Raw genomic sequence first — 21163 nt, 5'->3', positions numbered from 1 at the left:
TACATGGCTGACGACCCTGTAGCAGTAGCGGTCGAAGAACCGCTATCGACTGTCGACGAGGTCGCAGCCCGGACTGGCGAGCCGATCGAATCTCCGGATGACATCAAGCTAGCCGAGTCTATGATCGAGGCCGCTTCGGCCAACGTCCGCCACTACGGTAAGCCCTGGCCCATTCGGGCCGGGGCGCCGGCAATGGCGCGAACGATCGCAACGGCGGCTGCGGCCCGCGGGTATCTGAACCCGTCCGGCTTCATCGACGAGCGGTCGGACTCTGTCACACTCAAGCGCGCAGAAGCATATGCGGCTGATACAGAGCTGACTCCTCGCGAGATCAAGCAGCTAGAGGATCTTGCCGGCGAGACCGTGATCCACTCGATCTCGATCTCGCAGGGCGAGGACCGCTGGCGGCCAAGGTCAATAGCACCGGGCTTCATGTACCTGCGCCGAGATCCCGGCGAGGCCGTCGCCATGGACGATCGAACGACGACGCCGTTCCCGTTCTTCGTGCGGCATTCCCGCCGGCGCCGGAGGCGATAACCATGGCCCGCAGTCGACTCGTAGACCGCGGCAATGAATACCTGACGGTCTACCCCGCTGTCGATGCCATCGACGAAGACGGCATGGCCGTGCGAGTTCCTGGCGATGACGCCGTGCGCGTTCGCGTCACGGTCGCCGAAGATCGACAGTCGGACGCCGAGCTTCCCGGCCAGGTTGCAGTCAAGGTCGCGCGCCTCGTCGCCCGGGAGATTCCGGGCGTCGATTCGTATGCCGCGCTCTACTTCCGTGGCGAGCCGTGGGAGCTAGTCAATCCTCCGCACTTCAGTAACGGAGTCTCGCGGACGGTTAAGCATGTCGAGCTCCTGATCCGCTCGCGCAACTCGATTCCCTACGGAGGTGGTGCCGACGGTTGACATCCAGTGGTACTACCCGGCCGTCGGGCCGGGCTCTGTCGCCGACATCGTCTCCCACCTCGGAGGCGTTCAGGCCGACCTGCGCAGTCGCGCAGCAACCTTCGCCGGCGAGGCCGCGGTCCTGCTCGATACCGAACCGAAGCGTCGTACCGGCCAGTCTCAGATCAAGCTCGACCATGGCGAGCTGGACTGGTACGTCACGCTGACCGACCCGAATGGTGTCGGCGCGGCCGGCGGAATCGAGAAGCGATTCCACATCCTGGCCCGCGTCACCGGGGCAGGTGGTATCTGATGGCCAAAGGCCTCTATCCGACCATGGGCCAGCCCATGGCATTGGGCAAGGGCATCCTCGACGAGTGGTTCTCGCATGTCGATGCCGAGGTCCATATCGGAACGAAGATCCCTGCCGACTTCTCCAAGGTCTTGCCATACATCATGGTCCGAACCGCTCACACGTCCGGCGTCGAGGGCACGTTTACCAACGACCCTCGCTTTACGCGCCAGACCATGATCGAGTTCCAGACCTTTACCGAGGGCCTCAACGCCGAAGCCGAAGGCTTCCGGCTCCAGGAGTCGATCCGCCAGGCCGTCCTCTGGGCGCACGAGACGCAGTACGTCGTGCCCGGCGCCGGCTCGATCTCGAAGATCACCGGCTCCGGCGACATCCGCCGCGTCTCTGACTACGCGACCTCGACCGGAGTCGTTCAGTACGCGTCACTGCCCAAAGGCGCGGCGCGCATCGAGCAGAACTTCCGCATCCGCGTCCGCCCCGCAAAGGGCGGCCCGGAAAACCAATACCTGCCCACACTCTAAGGAGAGTACATGGCATTCAATGACGACGCCGTCATTGCTATCTCGACCGCCCACTTCTACACGGCACCTCCGGGTACCCCTGCGCCGACCAACCCTAACAAGGTTGACACCCCCTGGGAAGACGTCGGCCATACGACCTTGGAAGACATTCTGTCGATGTCGACCGACGGCGGCGACAAGACCGTCCTGGGCACGCTTCAGAACCGGAACCTGAAGACCTCGTATGCCGCGCGCAACGTCGCCTTCAACTTCTCGATCCACCAGTTCGATGAGGCCGGCCTCAAGCTGTACCTCGGTTCGAATGCTGTCATCGAGGATGGCCGCATCGGCCAGGCCGACAACCCCCAGCCGTCGCAGCTCGCATGGTACGTCCTCATCGAGGACGGCGAGCACTGCCTCGACTTCTACGCTCCGAAGGCCGACATCATCGGCGCCGACGACCTGGACCTGAGCGACACCGAGTCGCTCTCGGCCCTGCCCCTGTCGGTTTCGCCGCTGCGCATGGCCGGCAAGAAGGCTGCCTGGTACGCCTCGGGCGTCAAGGACATGCCCAAGAGCGGCTCCTGATTACCCCCTCAGCCCCGGGCTTGGGTCTCTCCCGGGGCTGAGGTTCCCCTTCTAGAGACCCGATCACTTTCATTCTGATTGGAGACCCCCATGAAGCTGTCTGATATTCGCAATGCCGCCGACACCAAGTTCGCGCCGTTCCTGGTCGAACTCGATGACGACCGGCAGGTCGAACTCCGCGTGCCGATTCGCCTCGACAAGAAGGAGCGCAAGGCCGTGACGGCTGCGTTCGATGTCGAAGACAAGGACGACAAGGACGCCTTCGATATCTACACCGAAGTCTTCCGGATCGTCATCGCCGACAAGGCCGATGCCGACGCGCTGATCGCGGCGCTCGATAACGATCTGGCTGTCGCGCAGGAGCTGTTCAATGACTACAGCGAGCAGACGCAGCTGGGGGAAGCTGCAAGCTCGGAGAACTGATTGACGACTACGCCGGGGAGCTGTTCGCCGATTTCCTAAGTGAGTACCACCTGAACCTCGCGGACATCTTCCGCGAGTGGGGTACTCCGATGGGGTCGACCTACAGCCCCCGGCTTCTGTTGTCTCTGGTCTCCGAGCTAGGACCAGATTCGCGGTTTATCTCGGCCAACAGACCTGACCCGGAAGGGACAGGTGACTGGCCGCTATGGGCGTCGACGTCCTTTACGAACCAAATGCTCGCCGGCCTTTACAACTGGACTCAGCTCCATGCTATCGGCGGCCTCAATTGGGAGAAGGGAAAGGAGCCCGAGTTTACCGCGATCACTGACCCTGGCACCCGGTCAGAGCCAAAGAAGCACCCGCCTTCGCTGTACGAAGTGGCGGCGTTCTTCGCACAAGCAGGGTAGGTAATTTGGCACTACGTATCATTGGCGCCGTCGGCGTCAGGGTCCGCCCTGAAGCCAAGGGGTTTAGGCCAGAGGCCGAGCGTCAGATCCGCCGGCAGATGGCCGGCGCCGACGACAAGGGCTATCCGGTCAAGCTGTCGCCCGAGGTCGATAACGACCAGTTCGCGCGACAGCTCAAGGCTCACAAGAAGCAGATGCAGCGCGAGATGGAAGATCTCGCCGGCACCTTCAATTCAACCTTCGACTACGGCTTCAACGGAGGCCGTGGCATCAAGCAGTTCACCGCATCGGCGCGCAAGATGCGCTCCGACTATGGCAAGGAAGTAAATGCCATGGAGCGGATGAACAAGCAGATGCTCGACAACTTCGTCAAGGACTCCGAGAAGGCCTTCAAGAAGTTCAACAAGAATCCCGGCGAGGCCGGCCTGACGTCCGGCCTCAAGGGTCGCAATGGCGTGTGGCTGGCCAACATGAAGTCGATCGCCAAGATGGTCGACGAGATGGAGTCGAGCGACCGCCGCCTCAAGGAGAACCTGGATCAGCTCCAGCTTCTCTACAATGGCCGACGACAGTCGGCGCGGTCGAAGTACCTGCGCGACTACATTAACTGGGGCAAGCAGGTCAGGGCGACCAACGCCTATATCTCCAAGACGAACTTCAAGCCCGTCGTTCGGGCCATGCGGGAGATCGGATACGAGACCGAGAACGCAACCGGCCTCATGGAGCATATGCGCGACACTCTCGCAGAGGTTGGTCGCAACGACTTCAAGAATGCACTCGGCGATAACGCCGACCACTGGGCTCGGGCCTACATCGAGGCCGAGCGCTTCCGGCGCGAGTGGGAGAAGATCCCCGACCAGGACCGCAAGACCCTGGCGATCCAGCTACAGATCGACGACAATGAGCGCCTCGAAAAGCTCAAGGATGACGTCGACGAGTTCTCCCGGTCGCTGGGCGACATGAATGCGCCCGAGCTAAAGCGGACGCTAGACGGCCTCGTCGAAGGGACCGAGAAGTACAACGTCGCCCTCAAGGAATACGAGACTAGACTCCAGCGCCTCAAGCGCGTCAAGTCTGGTTGGGAGGGCCTCCGTGGCGAGGTCGACTTCCAGACCCTCCAGGCCGAGGACAACGCTCGCATCGCCCGCGAGCTTGAAGCGATCAAGGCCAAGGCCGATAAGACCGTCAGCTACATCGAGCGCAAGACTGCGCACGTCAAGGTCAAGCTCGACGACACGGCGGCCAAGCTTCAGCTTGCCTGGCTGACTAAGCCGGCCGAGAAGCCGATTCACCTGGCCATCGCTGGCAAGTCGGGCACGATCATCAAGGACCTAGTCAAGTCCTTCAATGGCTATGACGCTATGACCCAGTTCGTCACCGGACTAGAGAACCTGGCCAGGTCGATCGACACCGTCGCTATTCGCGGCACGGTCGTTGCCGGCGCCATCGGCGCCATCGGCAATGCTGCCGGCGCGGCCGCAGCTTCGGTCTTCTCCGTCGGGCGAGGTATCGCCGACATCGCGAGGGGCAGTGCCGCCATGGCACCTGCCGTCATCCTCGCCGGCGCCGGCGCCATGACTGTATTCCAGTCAGCTGTCTCCGGCCTCTTCGACGCCCTTGGCGACAAGGACAAGATGGCAGCCCTGACGGGCTCCATGAAGAAGGAAGCCGAAGCTCTGACCAAGGCCTGGGAAGGCCTGTCGAAGCAGATCAATAACACCTTCTGGGACGAAGCCGGCCAGTCAATGTCGGGCTTCGTCGATCAGCTCCAGAAGACCAAGACCCTTGTGCCTATGGCCAAGTCCCTGGGCAAGGCCTGGAAGGGCTTCTGGGATACGCTGAACGACTCTTCGAAGAGCGGCCAGTTCGGCGAGATCATGGACCATTCCGCCGAGGCCGTCGGCATTCTGGGGCAGGCTATCAAGCCGGCCCTGCGCGGCTTCCTGAAGATGGGTCAGGTCGGTAGCAAGTATCTGCCGAAGCTCGCCCACGAGATCGACGGGGTCGCCCAGCGCTTTGAGTCTTGGGTCGACCAGGCCGCCAAGAGCGGCGAGCTCGATCGCTGGATCGAGTCGGCCGGCCAGGGGTTCAAGGATCTCGGGCGGGTCGTCGGCGGTGTTGCGACATCGTTCAGTGCTGTCGCCGATGCAGCCCTCGCCGCCGGCGGACCGACGCTGACGCAGTTCGCCGATGCGACCGAGCGCGTCGGGCAGGCAATGAAGTCGGCCCGCGCGCAGACCTTTATGACCGACATCTTCTCTGGCGCCATCGAAGGAGCCAAGGAGGCGTCGAAGGGCCTGGCGATCCTGGGCAATGTCATCGTCGACTCCGGGGCCAACATTAAGGCCGCGGCCATTTCGACCGGCAAGATCGCATCGCATCTGGCTCGTGACTTCGCGGTCGCCTTCACGGCGCCGCGCTTCCAGTCAGGAATCCTGACGGCCCTCGGCGACATCGAGCGGGCGACGCAGAAGATGGAGCCTAGCTTCGGTCACATCGGCAACGTCATTGGCGATGTCGCGCAGATCGCCGCCGCCGATCTAGAGTCGCTGGCTCCGACATTCAACCGCCTGACGAAGTTCGTCGACGACTCGCTGGGCAAGCTCCGCGATCCGCTGATCGACTTCTTCCAGGACTTCGGTGACGTCGTCCAGGGCGTCTCCGACATCGGCCTGTCGGCGCTCGACAAGGTCGTCGACGCCGGCTCGGGAATGCTGTCGACCTACAACAAGCTGCCCGATCCGATCAAGGCCGCAGTCCTAGGCCTGACCGGCTTTGCTGTTGCCATGCCGCATCTGCGTGCCATGCACGAGACGCTGAAGAGCAAGCTGATCCCTGAGACCACGGCCTTCGGCAAGGCCACTCGCGAGAATCAGAAGATCCTCCGCGAGCAGGGTAAGCGAGTCGGACTCTACCGTGCCGGCATGCTGACCTTCGGTCAAGCCATCAACGACACGCAGCGCCTAGCCAAGGGGCTCGGCGGGAGCCTGACGAAGACGGGCGCAGCGTTCGAGTACCTCGATCGCCAGATGAACCTGGGCGGAAACCTGAGCAAGGTCTACGACGGGTTTACCAGGATCGGCCATGGTGCCGGTGAGATGGGCCGCGCTGTTGCGGATTCCCGAACTGGCTTCCGCCAGCTCGGCCGATACCTCAGGGACGACCTGAAGGTCGCCGTCGACGGATCACGCAAGGCCTTCAGGCGCCTAGCGCCTGACATTGCCGCCGACCTCGATCGGTCACTACCTCGGGCTCGCCGCGACTTCCAGCGGTGGGGCCAGAGTATCTCGTCGACCCTGTCGAACTCGATCTCGTTCACGAGCGGCATCGGCTCGAAGGCCAAGGGATTCGGGGCGTCAATCGCCTCAGGCATCTCCGGCGCGACCAGCAAGATCTCCGAGAAGATCAAGCCCGGCCTCGATCGTGCTTCGGCGACGATCGGATCGTGGGTCACGACGACTCAGCGCCAGGTCAGCAAAGTCGGCACGACCGCAGCCAAGCCATTCAAGACGGTCGGCACTCAGGTGTCGAAGTCGTTCTCGTCGCTGAAGATTCCGTCGAAGTTCGCCGGTGGACTGAAGGGTATTGCTTCCGGCGCTAAGACTGCGACTACCGCAGTCGGTGGTCTGGCCAAGATTGCCGGCGGCGCTCTTGTTGGAGCTCTTGGCGGGCCGGCAGGCATCGCCATCGGAGCTGCGGCAGCAGGCATCGGCATCTACGCTCAGCATGTCGCTGATGCCAAGGAGAAGTTCGAGGCATACAAGGGCACGCTGAATCAGGTCACCGGTGCTACGACCGACCAGACGCGGGCGCTAGCCGTTCAGACGGCCACCGAAGATAAGCATGCGATTGGTATAGCCAAGACCGGCAAGAATGCTTACGACGTGGCCAAGCTGGTCGGAGTTTCTCAGGACACGATGACCAAGGCATACGAAGGTAATGCCGACGCCATCAAGGAAGTCCAGCAGAAGACCAACGACTACTACCAGACGATCAATCGCGAAGGCGGCGGCAAGCTAGACGAGTACGGCGCAGCCCTTGAGGCTGTCGGCCGTGACGTCAAGAAGGCCGGCGAGAATCACGAGCAGGCATCGAGTCAGATCTCCGCTGTTGCAGACGCGCTGCACATTAGTGATACCGCTGCGGCCAACGCCTCGGGCCAGTGGACCGCATTCAAGGAGTCGTGGTCTAGCGCGACATTGAGTGGCGATCAGATGATCGGCATGCTCGATACGCTGAGCGGTCATACCCTGTCCGCCCAGGACGCGGCATACAACTACCAGGTGTCACTGTCGCAGGCGCAGGGCCAGCTCAAGGCCTGGGCCGGCTCGCAGAAGACCTCGATGGCAACGGTCGCCAAGGGCTTGCTCGATACCAACGGTCAGTTCGATATGACCAAGGAATCGTCCAGGCAGCTCTACGGCATCCTGCGCCAGCAGGTGCAGCCGGCGATGGAGTCGGTCGCCAAGGCGTTCAATAACGCCGGCGGCGGGGATGCGGGCATGGCTGCGGCCAAGACCCAGATGCAAACCGTTCGCAAGGACTTCGTCGACAACCTGACCGAGATGACTGGCATCTCGAAGTCGAAGGCCAGCGAGATCGCCGACGCGCTGAACATCAAGCCCGATGCCGTCGACCTCGTGCTCGACTCGGCCAAGGCTGATGCCGACCTGGACGCGTTCGCCAACAAGGTCTCGTCACTGGCCAACGCGCCCGAGACGATCCCGATCGCGGTAGACGGCTCAGCCGTCTACCAGACGACGGCTGACATCCAGGAAGCCCTCCTCAATATGGCTTCTTCCGCTTCGGCCAACACGATCAAGGTCACGCTCGATGACGGTCAAGTCGTCGAGATGAAGGGCAAGATCGACACCGACCTGGAGCAGCTCGCAGCCAAAGAATACCTGGCCCACCTGGGCGCCAGGGATGATGCGACCGGTATCGTCGACAGGGTTCGCGCCCTGCTTGACAACGGCTTCAACAACAAGAGCTACGAAGCCATGCTGAAGGCCATCGATAATGCGTCGCCGACGGCAGAGCATGCCGATGCGATCATGAAGGCCTTCGTCCAGGGAGACAAGACTGCGGTCTTGAATGCCATCGACAATGCTTCCGAGATTGGCCAGGACGCCCAGAACAACCTCAAGGCCCTGGTCAATGGCGACTACTCCGCGAACATCACGGCCAACGATCAGGCCACGCCGGCCGCAAACAACGCCCAGCAATCACTGGGCGGCATCGTCGGTTCGTGGGTCGCAAACCTGTTCGCCAATGACGGAGCATCCGGCCCGGCAGCCAACGCCAAGGGCGCAATGGAAGGCATTCAGGGCAACTACACCGGAACGCTGAGTGCCGTCGACAACGCAACCGCGATCGTCCACTCGGTCGAGGGCGCCATGAGCGCCATCGCCGGCCAGGTGGCGACGATCAGGATTGCCGTCAGCGGCACCGGTGCCGTGACTGCGGCCAGGGCCGCAATCGCCCAGGTCAAGTCGAAGGCCGTCAAGGTCTCCGTCAAGGCCGGGTCGGCCGGACCGGTCAATGCTTTGACCAAGGCTATTGGCAGGGTCAAGTCGAAGTCGGTTTCGGTCCAGGCCAAGATCGCATCCCATACTCCAGCCGATAAGCTCCACGCTTCCATCACGAAGCTCAAGGGCAAGTCGGTCAATGTCAAGGCCACAGTCAAGGGTACGCCCGAGACCGGAAAGCTCGACTCGGCCATCAAGAAGCTCAGGGGCAAGAGCGTCAATGTCTCAGCTCACGTCAGCGGCACGGGCAATGTCCAGTCGCTGTCGCGAGCGATCAGCAGCGTCCACGGCAAGTCGGTGACGATCACCGCGCACTACCGGACCACGGGCAAGAAGCCCATGGCTAACGGCGGCGTCCTCGACTTCTACAAGGACGGCGGCATTCGCCTGCCGGCATCGCCGATGGGGATCAACCCTCGGCATCGCTTCATGGCGGAGAATCACGTCGCGCAGATTGCGCCGGCCGGCGCCATGCGCGTATGGGCCGAGGCGGAGACTGGCGGTGAAGCCTACATCCCGCTGGCCAAGGCTAAGCGCTCCAGGTCCGAGGACATCCTGTCCGATGTCGCGGCCCGCTTCGGCGGCCGCTACTCAAAGGCCCGGGATCGTGAGCAGGTCCAGACGAGTCAGGCCGGTGGCGACACCTACAACCTGACGGTCCAGACGCTCAAGCCCGATGTCGCATCTGAAGTCTCGGACGACATCATGTTCAATCTCAAGCACCTACGACGAGGGGGCCGAACTGGCGCTCAGCATTGACGCGCTCAGCATTAACGGCTTCACGGCTAGCGACACCTCGAACGTCTTCGTCCAGGATTTCGATCCTGGCACTGACGATGTCGAGACGTCCGATCTGCCGAACCCGGTATTCAACGACACCTATATGGGTGTCGACTTCTACCGCGGTCCGACATGGACGTTTACCTTCGCATGCCTAGGCTCGACCGAGAGGGAGGTCATGAATAACGTGGCCTCCCTCAAGGCCGCCTGGCGCAACGAAACGACAGCCAAGAAGGCCGGCGCGCTGACCGCGCTGAAGTTCAATCTCGCCGGCGAAGAGCGGACGGTCTATGGCCGTCCACGACGCTTTGCCTGCAACCCGACGAGGACGATCGTCAATGGCTACGCCACGGCACAGGCCGATTTCGTCCTGGCCGATCCCATCATCTATAGCGGCGCGTCAAAGACGCAGACGCTCAACTCGGCGCCCCCTTTGTCGGTCGGCCTCAAGGAGCCTTTGCTCGAACCGCTGACCGTCGGCGGAACCGGGGGCGTTCGCCAGGGGGTTATCGAAGACACCGGCGGAGAAGCTCCGGCCGTATTCGTCGTCCGGGTCTACGGACCCGGCTCTGATCCATGGTTCTCGATCGACGGCCACAAGTACAGCTTCCCCGGCCTATCACTAGCTGGGGGCAAGTACCTCAACGTCGACTCCCGTCTAGGGACGGCGACGTACAACGGCGCCAATCAGCTATCGCGCATGAGCCCGCGCTCACGCCTCAAGGGCGTGCGCCTGCCGGCATCCAAGTCATGCGAAATCACCTTCGGCATTAACGATTCAACCGGTCTTGCTCGCTGCGAGTTCTGGTGGAATCCGGCCCACTACACACTTTAATCAAGGAGGCCTATGGCACTCGATCCCGTGCCGTGGTTCATTGGGTCGCCGGCCGAACACTCGGCCGAGTCGGCCCGGCAGCTACTCTGGAATGCTACTGGAGGCCGCACCGGCATTTCGGCCAAGACCGACTTCAGCGTCAAGGCGCTGGGCACCCCATCGGGCAGCGTCTACGTCTACCCCGGCGGCGGCGTCATTGAGTCAACCTACGCCGGCGCGACACAGCAGTCGTATGCCGTCAGGTCGGCGGCCCGGACGACCGTAGCGGTCCCGGCCAACAACGGGTCATCGGCGGTGACGCAGTACGTCTACGTCGAGATCAACGATCCGCAATACGCCGGCTCGGCGCCGGCGAATCCGAAGGCCGGTCCGTATAACAAGTTCGGCGTCTCGACGTCGAGGACTGGAGCCCACCCGAGGCTGATCCTGGCCTCGATTAAGGTCCCGGCGAATACGTCGGCGATTACGAATGCCATGATTACCGACCTGCGCGAGATGGTATCCCCGCGCAGGCTTGAGCTAGTCCACGCGCGACCTCGCGTCGCCTCCGATAGTGGTAGCGAGTCCTTCCTGACGTCGCGCATGGGGTCCGGCGGGGAATACTTCCCCGGCGGAAACGGATCGCCCAACACGTTCACTGTCGATGTGCCCTCGTGGGCATCTCGCATGATCATCGAGTCCAAGTGGCTATCGGTCTCTTGCAATGGAGGTCAGTCGTCGTGGGGGCAGTTCTGGATCGAGTTCGGCACGGAATATAAGGGCGACCATTCTTGGCCCAACCGCCAGCAGTGGGAGTTCGCCACGCAGTATTTCGGTTACGACGTGGCCGAGAAGTCTGCGGCCTATCGGACTAATTGGTTGCTGGCTGACGACAAGGCCGTGCCGGCCAAGATCAAGGGCAAGACAGTGACGTTTGCATATAAGGCTGGCATCAACGACAGTGCCAACGCCAAGTCAAAAGTGTGCAGCATGGACGCAGTTTCTGGCTTGACGACCCGCATCCTCTTCATCGAAGACCCGGAGACGAGCGACCAGAATGATGCTGAATAGCTAAGGAAGCCTGAGTGCAAGCCAGCTACGTTGCCTATTGGCAAAAGGGCGCCGGCGACCAGGAGCTACTCCATCCCGATCTTCCGATCTCCGACGTTCAGTTCATTCGTGAGCTGGGCGTCGGGCGGTTGACGGGAAAGCTCCCTGCCGAGTACGCCTCCATGAAGAATCACAACGGCCTGCCCGTCCTTCAGGAATGGGCGACGGGCATCTACGTCTACGTCGATGGCTCGTTCATCGACGCCTTCCTTATCGCCGACATCTCGGATGACGGCTACTCGGTGACGATCGACTGCGTCGGATGGGGCGGCTATATGGCCGGCCAGCCATGGGAATACTCCCCTGTTCGCTACCGCAATATTACGTTCGAGACGGCCATGCGCGCCGTCGCTCAGGACCGGCCTCCCTCGGCTGGCTGGGACTCCGGTATCTATGCGCAGGAGGGTCCGAACGCCGGCCTCGCGGCGCCGGCGTTCAATGGCTCGTTCCCTCGCGTCGGCAACCCGGAGCCGGGTCAGATCAAGGCCGTGCCGGCTCACTACCCCGAGCCGAAAGAGCCTAAGGAATCTAAGGCCAAGCCCAAGTACCCGACATACAAGAAGCGGAACTTCCGATACCCGACACGGTCCGACTACAAGTCGAAGGCCGCCTTCGACAAGGCCGTCAAGGCCTACAAGAAGAAGGACGCCGCGTGGCAGAAGTGGAAGAAGGGCTACGACAAGGCCGTCGATAAATACCACAAGGACAAGAAGGCCTACGACTCCAGCCATAAGGCCTGGCTCAAGGGTCCGAAGAAGAAGTGGCAAGAGGCCCACGCTAAGTGGAAGTCGAATGAGACTTCGATCAAGAACCTGAACAAGCAGAACGAGGAGACGCGGAAGAGCGCCGAGGTCATCCTCAACCGCCGCGAGACGCTAGACCTCGGGTCGATCATCACCTCGCTCGGCGAGCAGGCCGGAGCGCTCTACAAGATCGAGCATTACAACATCGGCTCGACTCACGCCGATCACCGCTATCGCTTCTTCGCCGGCAAGGTTCGCCGCAATACCTCGGTCGAGTTCATCGACGGCGAGAACGTCATGGTTCTCCCGACTATCACGACTCGCGAGTTCGGTGGAGCTACCCGCATCACCGTCCAGGGCGCCGGTGATGGCCCCGACGGGGACGTCTACTGGACCAACGACCAGCCAGTTAATACGGGCCGCAAGATGGGCCTTCACCGCACGTTTACGCACACCGACAAAACGCTGCGCACGTCTAGCGCGCGACAAGCCCGGGCTCGGACCCTGGCCTCGGTCTACTCGGCCCGGACGCAGGTCAAGGAAATCAAAATCATCAACCACGACGACGCCAAGTTCGGAACCTATGACGTCGGCGATGAGGTCCGCTATCGGTCATGGGACCGCCGCGGCCTGGCTGTCGACCAGTGGGCGTTGGTCGAGGCCATCGCGGTCGAACCGGCAACGGAGCTGGTCACTGTGACTCTGTCCATCATCGGAGAGGAATAGATGGGAAGTACCGCCGATCTGGCACGCCAGATCTACGACCTAGAACAACTGGTCAAGGGCATGGCCAATACGCCGCAGTTGACGTCGGGCAAGATCAACGGAAACCTGACGTTCGTCGATGATGACGGCAACGATCTGGGATCACTCGGCCCAGGCGTCGGCGGGGCTATCGCCGTCGAGCAGCGAGCACCACTGCCCCCTCCCCCGGTGCCGACGGCGCCGGTATTGACCGAAGGTGTCGGCGTCTTCAACGTCCAGTGGGATGGGCGCTACGCCGATGGCGCATCGGTCATCGAAGACGATGGCACTGAAGATTCGGGCGAGCCGCTGATCGACGTCAACGCCACCGAGAACGTCAACCACCTAGAGATCCACGCCCGGCTCGTGGCGGGATCTTCAGCTCCGGCCGAAGCGCCTGACTACGACGATGAAGGCAATGAGCTGCCCGCTAGTCAAGCCGACGATGAGCCGATCGATGGCGAGGATGACACCTGGGTTGACGATCTGGATGATGGCGACGACGAGTCACCGGTATCGGCATCCGCTGACTCCGATACCTTCGTCGGAGTCCTGGCGGCTTCGACGCATGGTGGCTCCTTTGCGGTAGGCCCGGTCTCTTCTCGCGGCACCTACGAGGTGTGGCTTGTAGCCGTCGGCCACGACAAGCAGGAGTCTGCGGCCTCTGAGATTGCGACGGTCTCGGTTACCGTCGCTGACATTTCAGCGGAGCTCATGGGCACATGGCTCAAGGCCGACGAAGCCATGGTCTCGGCCAACGGCAAGAACAACGTCTACTACGGCGACGAACCGCCTGAAGACGCCGTCCTTAACGACGGCGACATCTGGTTCGGCCCAGAGAACATGCCGAACATCTATGACGAGTCGAAGGGCGAGTTCGTCTCGGCTCGCGACGAGCGCATCCAGGATGTCGCCGATGCTGTGGCCTCGCTAGAGGAGGACCTCCAGAACATCGTCGTCGACGGCAACGGCAACGTCATCACCTGGGACCCGGCGGCTCCGCCTGCCGACTACAAGGGCAAGCCCGGCGATGTCTGGTATCAGACCAAGGGCAACGACATTACGGCGTCGTTCCGCTGGGACGGATCGAACTGGCTGACCTTTGCCGACGAGCGCGTCAATGCGGTCGAGAAGGCTCAGGCCGATCTGGCTAAGGCCGTCGACAAGATCGAGAAGCGGCCTGACGGCACGACGATCTACTGGCAGGCGGCACAGCCTGCCGGCAAGGTCAAGGGCGATACCTGGTATAAGACGAGCGGCCAGCAGATCATCGGCTTCTGGCAGTACGACGGGTCGAAGTGGACCGAGCAGAAGCTCGATCCGGTATCGATCCCGAACCTCGATGCCGGCAAGATCCAGTCCGGCTATCTCGACGCCGGGCGCATCAAGGCCGGCAGTATTACTGCCGACAAGGTGTTGCTGGGCGACACCCAGAACTATGCGACCTACGATCCGACCGTTCCATATGTCGGCACGGACGGACGGGTCACCGTAACCGAGTCCCAGGGAGTCCGGTACCTGGCATCCACCGGAGTTGGCGGCAGCCAATACCTGTTCATCGTAGACCGCGTACCGTCGAATCCCTTCAAGCCGGGCGACCAAATCAGCATCAACTTTGACGCCACTGTGGACGTTAAGGTGTCTCTGCGAGTCGTGATGTGGGTCTATCCGGAGGGACCGGACGGCTCCGCCTCCGGCCATGCCTCGGCGGGGACCAGTTACATGACGATTGCGCCCGGACCGACAGCGAACTACTCGCTGACGATGACGGTACCGCCTGCATGGTCTAGTCGGGACGACAAGTCGTACCGCCTGGGCATCGTCTCCGCGAATCGTCAAGACATCGTAGCGGCAGGGCTCAAGGTCCGTAACGTCATGGTCCGCAAGGCAGTCGGCTCGACCCTTATCGAGCCCGGCGCTATCACGACGGAGAAGATCGCGGCAGGCGCGATCACGGCAGAATCGGGCATCGTCAAAAGCCTGAACGCCGGCGTATTGACGAGTGGCTATGTCGATGCGGCGAGGATCAAGGCCGGCAGTATTACTGCCGACAAGGTACTGTTGGGCGGGACCAATATCGCCACGCCAATGACACCCGAGACTGTTGGCAAAGATAACGCAGGCATCCCCGAGCCTTGGCGCGGCAGCTCTTACATGACAGTGCAGACGTCGAATCCTGCCCCTGGCGAGAAGTATTCGGCCAAGCACAAATCTGTCCCAGGAACGGGAAACACGTCAATCTATGGACTCGTGTCCAGTAGTTCCGCCATGATCCCAGTCACTCCTGGCGAGACGTATTGGATCTCCGTCTGGGTCTATCTAGATGCTTCTACGGTCGGAAACTTCAGTATGGTCGACATGCGCGTCTACGAGTACCCCGGATACATCGGGAATCAGGGCGCGATGAGCAACCTCTTGGGTGGCAGGATCAACCCCAAGGATATGCCGCTTAAGAAGTGGGTCGAGGTTGGCGGGCTATACAAGGTTAGGGCCGACACCCACCTGATTTCACCACGCCTAACGATCTACTACCCGGACGGCGTAGCCACAGACCCGCAAGACGCGGTGTGGTACTACGGCTCGTATCGCGTCGAGCGCGGCGTCGGCTCGACTCTCATCGCCCCAGGGTCGGTGACGACCGAGCACATCAAGGCCGGAGCCATTACCGCCGAGTCGGGCATTATCGGTTCGATCGACGCCGGCAAGATCACCGCCGGCCAGATGGACGGCAAGCGCATCCGGGCCAATACGATCGCGACTGAGCAGCTTGCTGCTGGTGCTGTCACGGCCAACGTCCTGTCGGCCGACTCGCTCAATGGCAAGACCATTACCGGATCGACGATCCGGACGAACTCCGGCTTCCCTCGCATCGAGCTGAACCCTCAGGGTCTTATCGCCTTCGACAAGGACGCCAAGACGACCTTCTCCATCGACCAGGCCACGGGTGGTGTGGAGATGGTTGGCACGCTTTACTCATCCCGCTCGAAGACGCGGACCGTTGCCATCGATAACAACCTCTTCGACGGCCTTGACATGGGGTGGACGCAAGGCGAGGGGGCTGGGATTAGGATGGGCGACCTGACGACCGGGAACAACCTGTCCATCTACAGCATCTGGGGCAAGAAGAGCCCCGGGTCATCAACCAAGTCATGCGAGGCGACGATCCTCGGGCCGTTCTCCTCGGCAGGAGAGGCGAAGGGCTCCATTACCTTTAACCCGGATGGCGACATCGCCATTCGCTCCTGGGGTAAGTTCATCGGATATAACGAGGACAGTCAGACCGACAAGGAAGGCGATTCCACTGCGACTGGAATCCTGATGGACGGGGATGGCATACAGGCCACTACGTCTTGCCGGGAAAAGGATCGCGCGGCCCTGTACATACAGGCACGCGGAGTCTATGAAAGCACCCCGTACGCAAGCCTGGTCGCCTATAACGAACACGAGGGCGAGGCGGGCAGGGTCACCGTAAGGAATGGTAGCGCAGAGCTCTGGGGGAGATCGTCGGCTCGGGTCGGCGCTTCTCGACTCGATAGCTTTAGCGCGGTCATAGACTTCACCTCAGCGTCCGATGGAATTACGACGATGACGCAGGATCGTGTCAGCATCGAATCCCGTTCGACCACCGTCTTCGATGCCATCTGCAACTCTGGCAATGCCAACTCGATCTTCACTCGCTACTATATGGGGTCGGATTATCGAGGGTGGATCGGCTCGCCCACAGGCATCCCTGACGGCGATTTCGCCATTGGCGCGCAGGGGCCGAACAGGACTCTTCGACTTATGGGTAATGGCACCTCCGGTACCGAGTTCTGCGTCGGTGCCGACGGCAAGCCGCGCATCTGGTCAGCCAGTATCTACAGCCGCACCTACTCTGGTCAGTCAGATCTGTGTATCACGTCGGCAGGCACGCTCGGCCGCCGCACCTCGGCGCGCAAGTACAAGCTCGACGAGCAGTCGATCGAGCTCGACTCGTACGAGGATGCGCTCCTGTCGATCGAGCCGAAGACTTGGACCGACAAGGCCGAAGCAGAGGACTACGAAGCCATGCTCCATTGCATGGCTGACGGTACCTTGACCGACGACAAGCACACCGATATCCCCCGGCGCATCGGGCCGCCCCCCCGGTATGTCGGTGCTATTGCCGATGACTTTGCCGATGCCGGCCTGGAGCTGCTGGTCCAGCGCGGCGAGGACGGCGACGTCGAGGGCCTGTCCTACGACCGCATCGCACCGCTCCTCATCCCCATCATCCGCAAGCAGCGCGACCAGATTGCCGCGCTCGAAGACAAAGTGGCCGCTCTCGCGGCCTGACGAAAGAAGAGACTTTGGATCAGAACGAGATCATCAAGAAGCTGTACGCCTCGTACCTCCAGGAGAACATTCAGCTCCGCGAACGGCAGGCTCAGCTCGAAGTGCAGCTAGAGGCCGTCCAGGCCGAGCTGGAGCAGCTCAAGGCCGAGCCCAAGGCTGGTGATGAGGTGGCTCAGTGAGGAGCCTGAGTAAATGGTTCAAGATGATCGGCTCGGTGCTATTCATCTTGGCAGGCATCTGGTACATCCTCTTCCCGCCGATGTCATCAGCTCACGTCTACGGCGGCGACTGGCTGTCGCTGCTGTATGGCATCGTCTTTGCGGCAGGCGGCCTCATCTCCGCCGGCGGAGTCCTGTCAAGCTATGTCCAAGTCGAACGCTACGGCGTCTTCATGGTCGCCGTAGCCGGCATCATCTTGTCGCTCAGCCAGCTCTTCCTCATGCTCGACTACCCCGTGACGTGGTCACGGGGAGGTGGTGTCGCCATCTATACAGCGTTTACCGTCTGGGCTTTTGAGCGATGGCACAGGCTCAAGCCGGCCGAGGATGCGATCAGGGAGATAGCCCCCGAAGTCAAGGGGGGATAGATGCAAATCGATCTGGTAGCCGTCATGCAATGGGCTGCCGGTGGTGGCCTCGGCGTACTCGTCGTAGGCCTCTGGAACCTCATCAAGGACTGGCGCTCAGCCGGATTCGTCAAGGAAGACCGCGCCGTCGAACAGTACAAGGACCTGCGGATGCTGGCCGTCGATGAGCTGCGCGAGACGCAGCGCTCCGAGGCGTGGTACCGCGACCACTACGTCGCGCTGTGGGTCGAGGTCGTCAGGGCTCACCCCGACATGGCATCCCGCTTCCCGGCAGGGCCTCCGGCCGGAGAGGCCGGGAAGGAATAGATAGAGAGGTGATTCGCCTGTCGGCGATCACAGAAATCAGAAAGGTCCACGAGGGCCAGAACGGCTACCACGAGACCCCGTTCGGATCGAACCTGACCAAGTATGGCAAGTGGTATCCGATGAACGGCGTCGCCTGGTGCGCCATCTACGCGAGCTGGGTCATGCACCAGGCAGGTGTCCCGACTTCGGTCGTCCCAAAGCATGCTTACACCCCGTCGGGCGCGGCCTGGTTCAAGGCGCGCGGCCAGTGGCACCACTCCCCCAAAGTGGGCGACATGGTCTATTACGATTTGGCCGGACTGGGCCGTATCAGCCATGTCGGCTGGGTGTCGAAGGTTTACAAGGACGGGTCGTGGGATGCCTGGGAGGGCAACACCGACAAGGCCGGCGGCCGCACGGGCGGCCGCGTCATGCTCAAGCACAGGTCCTCGACCGGACCTCGCGGCGGCTTTGGTCGCCCCAAGTATCCAAAGACATCGACATCTACCGCGAGCTCATCGTCGAGCTCGGGAGGGGTTCTCGGATTGACACTGAAGAACGTCGGCAAGCGGACTAAGGACGTTCCGCTGCCCAAGAGCAAGTGGGCGACGCTGCCGATCAACGACAAGAACGACGCCTCGATGGCCTCCGGCCTCAAGAAGGGCCAGGACCTCATGGGGCATGTGACCCTGACGGCTGAGGGCCTGCCTGCGGGCAAAGAGATTGCGGTCCGGTTCATCCTTGTCGAATACAAGAAGGGCGTCAAGACCAAGACGCGCTACATCTACCCGTCCGAGGAGATCATCGGAACAGCCGGCAAGACATTCGGCAAGTCAACCGTCTGGGACCACCTCGGAGTGGCCCCGGCCAAGGGCAAGGACATGCGTCTCCGCGTCCAGGCCCTCGCTCACGTTTCCGGCGTCAAGATCATTGACGCCACCTACAAGGTTGGAGTCTGATTTGACCCTAGACATTACCCGCCTGCCGCCCGTCGTGCGGCAGTGGTCCTACGTCATCCTGACCGTCGCGACAATCGCCCTCGGTGTATGCTCGACGGTCTTTGCCGTCGATGGCGCTCAGCCGCAGTGGTTCCTTATCGCTACCGCTGTCGTCGGATACCTGTCTGGCATCTTCCATGTCCAGGCTACGGCTCACACGCCGACGGATCAGCCGATCACCGGCAACGAGCCGCAGGCTCCGGTCGATGACGATGATGATGAGCCGGGCCATACCTTCGATGATAAGGACGACGACGTCGTCAGTGACGACGAGCCACCCGAAGCCGATAACACGGTCGGAGGCGAGACTGACATGCCCGAGACGGATGCCGATCGCATCCATGCCCAGGCCGCGCTCGACCAGATGCTTCAGTCCGGGCCGCGCCACTGAGGCCGTAAACAAAGAAAGCCCCTAGCCGGATTCCCTTGACGGGTTTCTAGCTAGGGGCTTTTGTCATTCCAAGACCACCGCGCACATACCCTTATCCTTATGCTCGACCAGGACATTGTTGTTCCCATCGAGAATCTGGCACAGCATGTCGGCGTTCGGGGTCTTGTATCCGTTCCGTCCGACGCCTTCGGCCGTGACGAACGGCTTTGCGTATCCGTTGCGGCCCGCACGCCATTGCATCACAAGGGCGTTCTCGTCCTTTAAGTACGACCTCATGGTCGTCTTCTTGTACTCCCCGTCAGGGACGCTGTACGAGATGTTCGCGTCAAACATCGACGTCGATACTCGATACCTGATGATTCCATCATGCTTCGAGCCACAGCCTCCAAGGACTAGCAGGGATAGGGCGATCCCGGCGGACACTAGCTTCTTCATTATCCCCCTCTGAATACAACAACGCCCCCGGAGCCGAAGCTCCGAGGGCTACTGCTGAGGCATATTCTACCTGTTATCAGAGTGATTAACTCCGTAGTTAGACTCCGACATCCACTCCCCTACGCTGGTTCGCTTGGCGTTGATTGCATCGTTGCCAAGCGGCCGTTCCTCCATGAGCTCACGGATGCCATCGGTCGACGCCCAGACGTCGACTTCGTCGAGGAGGGTGATGACCTCCATGACGTCGGCCTTCTTGCGGATCGGGAAGCGCTTCTTCCTGAAGCCACCCAGTCCGCGCTCTTCGCCCATGACAATCATGGGCAAGCCCTCGCCTTTGGTGATGATCTCAATGTCGCCATCCGACCAGTCGTTTGCATCGAAGAACGTCAGGTCATAGCCGCGATCTTCGAACATGCCATTGATCCATTCGAGCTCCTCGGGCTTGAGATACCAGAGGATGTATGAGTATGGCCCGATTGCCACTAGGCTGCCTCCTTGATTGTCGTGACTACCTCATAGACCATCGCGTCTTCGACGCGTCCGAACGACGGTAGGTCGAGGACATAGGACATATGCTCGCGGCCGGCAGAGGCCGCCAGCTCCTCGGCGTGGGTCATGTCCTCAGAGCCTTCGGTGTACCGCTTGAACAGCGCTCGGCGCTGTCGCTTGGTGCAGTCGAGGAACGCCTTGTCAAACCGCTCCGACTCGCAGAGTCGAGGCTCGCCATCGATGACGGCCCACTCGGCCGAGGCTAAGACGATCCCGACCGTCCGAGGCGTGTTGCTGTACCCGCCAGAGAACCGGCGGTAGTCATCAGCCTCGCGCCTCATGGCTTCGCGCGCTTCGCGGCGAATGAGGTAGATCTGCTTGCCGACCGGGTAGCGATGCCACCCTGATTCGAGGTACTTGACCCAGACCATTTGGCCAATGTCTTCAGCTTCGGCCGTGTCGCACTGATCGGCATGAGCTAGATGGCAGGCATAGCCGATGGCCTTGTCGACATTAAAGTCGTCCTCGTCGTATTCGACGGCAGTCACTCGGTCACCTCGAAGTTCAGGCGGCTCAAGACGCCCTTGATCTCGCCGAGATCGACGACGGTCGCGAGGACGAATCCGTCCTCGGCGTGCAGGACCTCAGCGCAGATAAAGCCGACGTCCTCAGGGTCGACGCCCCTGGGGTCGTCGTTCTCGTCGAGGTTGATTGCTGCAAACGTCAGGTTCGGCATCTCGGGCAGGCGGAAGATCGCCAGGTGCTGGCTGTCGACCATGATCTCGGCATTGCTCGCGATGTCGATATGCGTGTTATCCATGGGTC

20 protein-coding genes are annotated in these 21163 nt (G+C 61.6%); 16 read left to right on the top strand and 4 right to left on the bottom strand.

Translation table 11 applies throughout. The features are described 5' to 3' along the window. The first annotated feature begins 3 nt into the window (after positions 1-3). The 16 genes from NQ034_RS06125 (at position 4) to NQ034_RS06050 (ending at position 19414) form a co-directional block, all read left to right on the top strand. Positions 4-537 carry a hypothetical protein gene (locus NQ034_RS06125; protein WP_257047667.1) on the top strand — a complete coding sequence of 178 codons (534 nt, stop codon included), beginning with the start codon at positions 4-6 and terminating at the stop codon, positions 535-537. Between the two features lie 2 nt (positions 538-539). Beyond that, complete coding sequence (locus NQ034_RS06120; protein WP_257047666.1) at positions 540-911, top strand: hypothetical protein; 372 nt, start codon at positions 540-542, stop codon at positions 909-911. After that, entirely contained in the window at positions 898-1203 is a 306-nt protein-coding gene (locus NQ034_RS06115; protein WP_257047665.1) for a DUF5403 family protein, read from the top strand. Before NQ034_RS06120 ends, NQ034_RS06115 begins: the two co-directional genes overlap by 14 nt. Further along, complete coding sequence (locus tag NQ034_RS06110; protein ID WP_257047664.1) at positions 1203-1724, top strand: hypothetical protein; 522 nt, start codon at positions 1203-1205, stop codon at positions 1722-1724. The genes NQ034_RS06115 and NQ034_RS06110 overlap by 1 nt, the downstream gene beginning before the upstream one ends. A 9-nt stretch (positions 1725-1733) precedes the next feature. Beyond that, the gene (locus tag NQ034_RS06105; RefSeq protein ID WP_257047663.1) at positions 1734-2291 is read left to right on the top strand and encodes a phage tail tube protein; all 558 of its coding nucleotides are present in this window, start codon (positions 1734-1736) and stop codon (positions 2289-2291) included. Between the two features lie 90 nt (positions 2292-2381). Next, positions 2382-2714, top strand: a complete 333-nt coding sequence (locus NQ034_RS06100; RefSeq protein WP_257047662.1) for a phage tail assembly protein — start codon at positions 2382-2384, stop codon at positions 2712-2714. 412 nt (positions 2715-3126) lie between these two features. Beyond that, a complete protein-coding gene (locus NQ034_RS06095) occupies positions 3127-9408 on the top strand; it encodes a hypothetical protein (RefSeq protein WP_257047661.1) in 6282 nt (2093 codons plus the stop codon). Continuing rightward, positions 9326-10264, top strand: a complete 939-nt coding sequence (locus tag NQ034_RS06090; RefSeq protein WP_257047660.1) for a hypothetical protein — start codon at positions 9326-9328, stop codon at positions 10262-10264. Before NQ034_RS06095 ends, NQ034_RS06090 begins: the two co-directional genes overlap by 83 nt. Positions 10265-10276: 12 nt before the next feature. Continuing rightward, positions 10277-11314: a hypothetical protein gene (locus NQ034_RS06085; RefSeq protein ID WP_257047659.1), complete on the top strand. Its 1038-nt coding sequence runs from the start codon at positions 10277-10279 to the stop codon at positions 11312-11314. Between the two features lie 14 nt (positions 11315-11328). After that, positions 11329-12822 (top strand): hypothetical protein, encoded by a 1494-nt coding sequence (locus NQ034_RS06080; protein ID WP_257047658.1) that lies wholly within the window; start codon positions 11329-11331, stop codon positions 12820-12822. After that, a complete protein-coding gene (locus tag NQ034_RS06075; RefSeq protein ID WP_257047657.1) occupies positions 12823-17154 on the top strand; it encodes a hypothetical protein in 4332 nt (1443 codons plus the stop codon). A 14-nt stretch (positions 17155-17168) separates the two neighbouring features. Next, a complete protein-coding gene (locus tag NQ034_RS06070; protein WP_257047656.1) occupies positions 17169-17333 on the top strand; it encodes a hypothetical protein in 165 nt (54 codons plus the stop codon). Then, positions 17330-17740: a hypothetical protein gene (locus NQ034_RS06065; protein ID WP_257047654.1), complete on the top strand. Its 411-nt coding sequence runs from the start codon at positions 17330-17332 to the stop codon at positions 17738-17740. Before NQ034_RS06070 ends, NQ034_RS06065 begins: the two co-directional genes overlap by 4 nt. Beyond that, positions 17741-18046, top strand: a complete 306-nt coding sequence (locus tag NQ034_RS06060) for a hypothetical protein (protein WP_257047653.1) — start codon at positions 17741-17743, stop codon at positions 18044-18046. Between the two features lie 8 nt (positions 18047-18054). Then, positions 18055-18984 (top strand): CHAP domain-containing protein, encoded by a 930-nt coding sequence (locus NQ034_RS06055; RefSeq protein WP_257047652.1) that lies wholly within the window; start codon positions 18055-18057, stop codon positions 18982-18984. Position 18985: 1 nt separating this feature from the next. After that, positions 18986-19414: a hypothetical protein gene (locus tag NQ034_RS06050; protein ID WP_257047651.1), complete on the top strand. Its 429-nt coding sequence runs from the start codon at positions 18986-18988 to the stop codon at positions 19412-19414. A 63-nt stretch (positions 19415-19477) separates the two neighbouring features. Here the strand turns inward: NQ034_RS06050 and NQ034_RS06045 are convergent, their stop codons facing one another. The 4 genes from NQ034_RS06045 to NQ034_RS06030 all read right to left on the bottom strand — a co-directional run bounded on the left by NQ034_RS06045 (position 19478) and on the right by NQ034_RS06030 (position 21158). Further along, complete coding sequence (locus tag NQ034_RS06045; protein WP_257047650.1) at positions 19478-19849, bottom strand: hypothetical protein; 372 nt, start codon at positions 19847-19849, stop codon at positions 19478-19480. Between the two features lie 66 nt (positions 19850-19915). Further along, positions 19916-20332 carry a hypothetical protein gene (locus NQ034_RS06040; RefSeq protein WP_257047649.1) on the bottom strand — a complete coding sequence of 139 codons (417 nt, stop codon included), beginning with the start codon at positions 20330-20332 and terminating at the stop codon, positions 19916-19918. Then, positions 20332-20886: a hypothetical protein gene (locus NQ034_RS06035; RefSeq protein WP_257047648.1), complete on the bottom strand. Its 555-nt coding sequence runs from the start codon at positions 20884-20886 to the stop codon at positions 20332-20334. The genes NQ034_RS06040 and NQ034_RS06035 overlap by 1 nt, the downstream gene beginning before the upstream one ends. After that, positions 20883-21158, bottom strand: coding sequence for a hypothetical protein (locus NQ034_RS06030; RefSeq protein ID WP_257047647.1), 276 nt, complete (start codon positions 21156-21158; stop codon positions 20883-20885). Before NQ034_RS06030 ends, NQ034_RS06035 begins: the two co-directional genes overlap by 4 nt. Positions 21159-21163: the final 5 nt, after the last annotated feature.

This window comes from Brevibacterium moorei (assembly GCF_024580735.1).
Classification (GTDB): Bacteria; Actinomycetota; Actinomycetes; order Actinomycetales; family Brevibacteriaceae; genus Brevibacterium; species Brevibacterium moorei.
Note: the sequence above shows the minus strand (reverse complement) of the source record. Positions and strands in the feature narration are given on the sequence as shown.

Excerpts from the sequence above, each read along its gene's own strand:
- NQ034_RS06045 (WP_257047650.1), bottom strand. The coding sequence starts at position 19,849 with ATGAAGAAGCTAGTGTCCGCCGGGATCGCCCTATCCCTGCTAGTCCTT.
- NQ034_RS06090 (WP_257047660.1), top strand. The coding sequence starts at position 9,326 with ATGTCGCATCTGAAGTCTCGGACGACATCATGTTCAATCTCAAGCACC.
- NQ034_RS06100 (WP_257047662.1), top strand. The coding sequence starts at position 2,382 with ATGAAGCTGTCTGATATTCGCAATGCCGCCGACACCAAGTTCGCGCCG.
- NQ034_RS06125 (WP_257047667.1), top strand. The coding sequence starts at position 4 with ATGGCTGACGACCCTGTAGCAGTAGCGGTCGAAGAACCGCTATCGACT.
- NQ034_RS06110 (WP_257047664.1), top strand. The coding sequence starts at position 1,203 with ATGGCCAAAGGCCTCTATCCGACCATGGGCCAGCCCATGGCATTGGGC.
- NQ034_RS06075 (WP_257047657.1), top strand. The coding sequence starts at position 12,823 with ATGGGAAGTACCGCCGATCTGGCACGCCAGATCTACGACCTAGAACAA.
- NQ034_RS06030 (WP_257047647.1), bottom strand. The coding sequence starts at position 21,158 with ATGGATAACACGCATATCGACATCGCGAGCAATGCCGAGATCATGGTC.
- NQ034_RS06105 (WP_257047663.1), top strand. The coding sequence starts at position 1,734 with ATGGCATTCAATGACGACGCCGTCATTGCTATCTCGACCGCCCACTTC.
- NQ034_RS06060 (WP_257047653.1), top strand. The coding sequence starts at position 17,741 with ATGCAAATCGATCTGGTAGCCGTCATGCAATGGGCTGCCGGTGGTGGC.
- NQ034_RS06085 (WP_257047659.1), top strand. The coding sequence starts at position 10,277 with ATGGCACTCGATCCCGTGCCGTGGTTCATTGGGTCGCCGGCCGAACAC.
- NQ034_RS06120 (WP_257047666.1), top strand. The coding sequence starts at position 540 with ATGGCCCGCAGTCGACTCGTAGACCGCGGCAATGAATACCTGACGGTC.